This is a genomic window from Acinetobacter sp. WC-141, from assembly GCF_000313935.1.
In the GTDB taxonomy this organism is placed as follows: Bacteria; Pseudomonadota; Gammaproteobacteria; order Pseudomonadales; family Moraxellaceae; genus Acinetobacter.
Window position 1 is genome coordinate 1 of the sequence record NZ_AMSS01000060.1, and the last position, 4,335, is coordinate 4,335.

At 40.1% G+C, this 4,335-nt stretch carries 5 protein-coding genes; 4 read left to right on the forward strand and 1 reads right to left on the reverse strand.

Annotation, left to right across the window (positions count from 1 at the left end; genetic code table 11):
- The first annotated feature begins 111 nt into the window (after nucleotides 1-111).
- The 4 genes from ACINWC141_RS12250 (at nucleotide 112) to ACINWC141_RS12265 (ending at nucleotide 2,841) form a co-directional block, all read left to right on the forward strand.
- On the forward strand, nucleotides 112-1,437 hold the full coding sequence (locus ACINWC141_RS12250) for an ISNCY family transposase (RefSeq protein WP_008942541.1): 1,326 nt from the start codon (nucleotides 112-114) through the stop codon (nucleotides 1,435-1,437).
- Nucleotides 1,438-1,987: 550 nt separating this feature from the next.
- Nucleotides 1,988-2,296 carry a type II toxin-antitoxin system RelE/ParE family toxin gene (locus tag ACINWC141_RS12255; protein ID WP_000269910.1) on the forward strand — a complete coding sequence of 103 codons (309 nt, stop codon included), beginning with the start codon at nucleotides 1,988-1,990 and terminating at the stop codon, nucleotides 2,294-2,296.
- 40 nt (nucleotides 2,297-2,336) lie between these two features.
- Nucleotides 2,337-2,639 (forward strand): helix-turn-helix domain-containing protein, encoded by a 303-nt coding sequence (locus ACINWC141_RS12260; RefSeq protein ID WP_001140619.1) that lies wholly within the window; start codon nucleotides 2,337-2,339, stop codon nucleotides 2,637-2,639.
- A complete protein-coding gene (locus tag ACINWC141_RS12265; protein WP_000069470.1) occupies nucleotides 2,632-2,841 on the forward strand; it encodes a hypothetical protein in 210 nt (69 codons plus the stop codon). Before ACINWC141_RS12260 ends, ACINWC141_RS12265 begins: the two co-directional genes overlap by 8 nt.
- A 57-nt stretch (nucleotides 2,842-2,898) precedes the next feature.
- Here ACINWC141_RS12265 and ACINWC141_RS12270 read toward each other — a convergent pair whose 3' ends face one another.
- Nucleotides 2,899-4,224, reverse strand: a complete 1,326-nt coding sequence (locus tag ACINWC141_RS12270; protein ID WP_008942541.1) for an ISNCY family transposase — start codon at nucleotides 4,222-4,224, stop codon at nucleotides 2,899-2,901.
- Nucleotides 4,225-4,335: the final 111 nt, after the last annotated feature.

The following is a 4,335-nucleotide window of genomic DNA, read 5'->3' on the forward strand; positions in this document are numbered from 1 at the left end:
GAAATGTAAGCCCAAAATAGAAATGTCCGGTTTCTCCAAAGTAAAAATGTCCGCTTTTAGAATATGCGCTTTTGCAATTTCCTTAGCGGACGGTTTGATATGTTGGTGTCTATGTCGGATAAAGAACTTAAACGATTGTCGGTCTTGCAAGAAATCTGTGATCAACGTATAACTCAATCCCAGGCTGCTCAGCTACTTCATATCTCAGAACGTCACATCAGACGCTTACTGCAGAAATACAAAGCTCAAGGTCCCGCTGCATTAGCCCATGCCGGTCGTGGCCAAATCAGCAATTCTAAACTTCCTGAAGAACTCAGACTTAAGTGTCTCAATATTGTTTCAGATCAACTTTATGGTTTCGGACCCACTTTAGCGCATGAAAAGCTCACCACCGTGCATGGATTCGATCTTTCAGTAGAAACCCTGCGTTCCTGGATGATTGCAGCCGATTTATGGATCCCTCGCTGCAAGCGCCTGAAACGACCATATCAGCCTCGTTATAACCGAGATTGTTATGGTGAATTGATCCAAATTGATGGCTCACACCATGATTGGTTTGAAGGTCGAGCACCTAAATGCTGTCTGCTAGTATTCATCGATGATGCCACAGGAAAATTGCAGCATTTACGCTTCTGTGCGTCAGAGTCAGCCTTTGACTATATGATTTCGACACGTTTATATATCGAACAGCATGGTAAGCCATTGGCATTTTACAGTGACAAACATTCAGTTTTTAGGGTGAATCAAAGTAGCAAGAAAGACACCAAGATTACCCAGTTTGGACGTGTTCTGAGCACTCTCAATATCGATATCATTTTCGCTAACTCCCCTCAAGCCAAAGGTCGTGTAGAACGAGCGAATAGAACACTTCAGGATCGTCTGATTAAGGAGATGCGTCTAGAAGGCATCAGTTCAATTGCAGATGCCAATAAGTGGCTGCCGTGCTTTATTGAGCAATTTAATCGTAAATTCGCCAAGATGGCTTTTAATTCCAAGGATCTACATCGGCCTATCGCTGAAACAGCCGAAGAATTAGATGATGTTTTTACCTGGCGTGAACCCCGCAGGGTCACGAACAGCTTGACGATTACTTATGATAAATGCGTATATATCTTGGAAAACAGCGAAGAAAATCAAAGATTGGGCGGCAAGTATCTTGAGTTCCTGGAATATCCGGATGGTACTGTAGCCATTGAATATCAGGGAAGAAAAATCAATTACAGCATCTTTGATAAATTAAGTCAGCTCAACCAGCGAGAGATCGTTGAGAATAAACGTTTGGGTTCTGTGCTGGCACATATTCAACAACAGCATGAACAACTGGAACACCAAAACAAACGCAATCGTTCTCAAAAGATGCCACGTAGACAAGCACAGAAAACAGCGATTGAACAACGAAATCTAAATCCTGTGCTTGACTTGGAAATGTCCATATAGGACATTTCTATTTGGTTATTAGGTAGGACATTTCTACTTGGGAATAACAGAACAAATTGAAACATATAAAAATCAAAAACTTATGCTATAAATAATTTGCTCGACGATGACGAAAAGCCGACTTGGAAACAAGTCGGCTTTTTATGAGCAGTTTTGATATATTTTGCCAATAAAATTGGTTAAAAAACGATCAATTCGTAAGTTCCTTCCGATTCCTTAAGGCTTCCATTTCTGAATTTATCCCCATTTCTTGCGGTTAAGCTTTGGGATAATTTTTGATGATTTTTTGTACGCTTTGGCTTACAGCATTTTACGAAATTGTTTGTATCCAAGCACCAGTGAAGTCCCTATGATCGATCTATATGAACAGGATGTTCAATGACTTAAAACAAGAATAATCAGTCAGACACCATGACCATTAGGTAGTCAGCCCTACCTATGCGCTCCACACCGAAAAATCCCGACATGACGTCGGGATTTTTTATTTTCATTTGAATAATAATTCAATTAAGCATAAAATATAGATTGTAATCTATATTATGGTTGTAATATGTGGACAGTCATTACAACGGATCTGTTTAACGAATGGCTTGTACAGCAAGATCAATCTACACAAGAGAAAGTACTCGCAGCGTTGGTCGTTCTACAGCAACAGGGACCAAGTTTAGGACGTCCTTTAGTAGATACCGTCTATGACTCCAAATTTACCAATATGAAAGAGCTACGTGTTCAGCATCGAGGTAAACCACTGAGAGCCTTTTTCGCGTTTGATCCTTTACGACAAGCTATTGTGCTGTGTATCGGTGATAAAGGCGGTAAAAAGCGTTTTTATAAAGAGATGTTAGATATTGCCGATTAGCAATACGAAATTCATCTTTCAACTTTAGGAGATCAATCTAATGGCTAAGACCCTACAAGAATTATTGGCTAATCGCTCTCCAGAGAGTCAAGCTCGTATTCAACAAATGGCGGATGAATTATTGTTGGAAACTCAGCTTCACCTTATTCGTGAAGAGTTGGAGATTTCTCAAAAAGAACTGGCTGCAACCCTTGGAATCAAACAGCCTTCATTGTCAGCAATCGAAAATCGTGGTCATGATCTTAAAATTTCAACGATGAAAAAGTATGTCGAAGCAATGGGCGGAAAACTTCGTATTGATGTAGAGCTTCCAACAGGAAAACATATAGGATTCAATGTCTAATAATAAACCTTTGAAAAATAGTAGTAAATTACTTGTTAACTTGGACAAGTTTATATTTTTAGTGAATGCTGCTGATAGCCTAGAGGAAATTGAAATTATTAGAGATTTATGCTGTGACTATTTTTCACATTGTAAGAAGTTAAGCTATTACACTGATATTTTCGACAATGCTTATTGGATAAAATATTACGAAATAGCTTAATCTTTCAATGTTATTCCCAAGTAGAAATGTCCTACCTAATAACCAAATAGAAATGTCCTATATGGACATTTCCAAGTCAAGCACAGGATTTAGATTTCGTTGTTCAATCGCTGTTTTCTGTGCTTGTCTACGTGGCATCTTTTGAGAACGATTGCGTTTGTTTTGGTGTTCCAGTTGTTCATGCTGTTGTTGAATATGTGCCAGCACAGAACCCAAACGTTTATTCTCAACGATCTCTCGCTGGTTGAGCTGACTTAATTTATCAAAGATGCTGTAATTGATTTTTCTTCCCTGATATTCAATGGCTACAGTACCATCCGGATATTCCAGGAACTCAAGATACTTGCCGCCCAATCTTTGATTTTCTTCGCTGTTTTCCAAGATATATACGCATTTATCATAAGTAATCGTCAAGCTGTTCGTGACCCTGCGGGGTTCACGCCAGGTAAAAACATCATCTAATTCTTCGGCTGTTTCAGCGATAGGCCGATGTAGATCCTTGGAATTAAAAGCCATCTTGGCGAATTTACGATTAAATTGCTCAATAAAGCACGGCAGCCACTTATTGGCATCTGCAATTGAACTGATGCCTTCTAGACGCATCTCCTTAATCAGACGATCCTGAAGTGTTCTATTCGCTCGTTCTACACGACCTTTGGCTTGAGGGGAGTTAGCGAAAATGATATCGATATTGAGAGTGCTCAGAACACGTCCAAACTGGGTAATCTTGGTGTCTTTCTTGCTACTTTGATTCACCCTAAAAACTGAATGTTTGTCACTGTAAAATGCCAATGGCTTACCATGCTGTTCGATATATAAACGTGTCGAAATCATATAGTCAAAGGCTGACTCTGACGCACAGAAGCGTAAATGCTGCAATTTTCCTGTGGCATCATCGATGAATACTAGCAGACAGCATTTAGGTGCTCGACCTTCAAACCAATCATGGTGTGAGCCATCAATTTGGATCAATTCACCATAACAATCTCGGTTATAACGAGGCTGATATGGTCGTTTCAGGCGCTTGCAGCGAGGGATCCATAAATCGGCTGCAATCATCCAGGAACGCAGGGTTTCTACTGAAAGATCGAATCCATGCACGGTGGTGAGCTTTTCATGCGCTAAAGTGGGTCCGAAACCATAAAGTTGATCTGAAACAATATTGAGACACTTAAGTCTGAGTTCTTCAGGAAGTTTAGAATTGCTGATTTGGCCACGACCGGCATGGGCTAATGCAGCGGGACCTTGAGCTTTGTATTTCTGCAGTAAGCGTCTGATGTGACGTTCTGAGATATGAAGTAGCTGAGCAGCCTGGGATTGAGTTATACGTTGATCACAGATTTCTTGCAAGACCGACAATCGTTTAAGTTCTTTATCCGACATAGACACCAACATATCAAACCGTCCGCTAAGGAAATTGCAAAAGCGCATATTCTAAAAGCGGACATTTTTACTTTGGAGAAACCGGACATTTCTATTTTGGGCTTACATTTC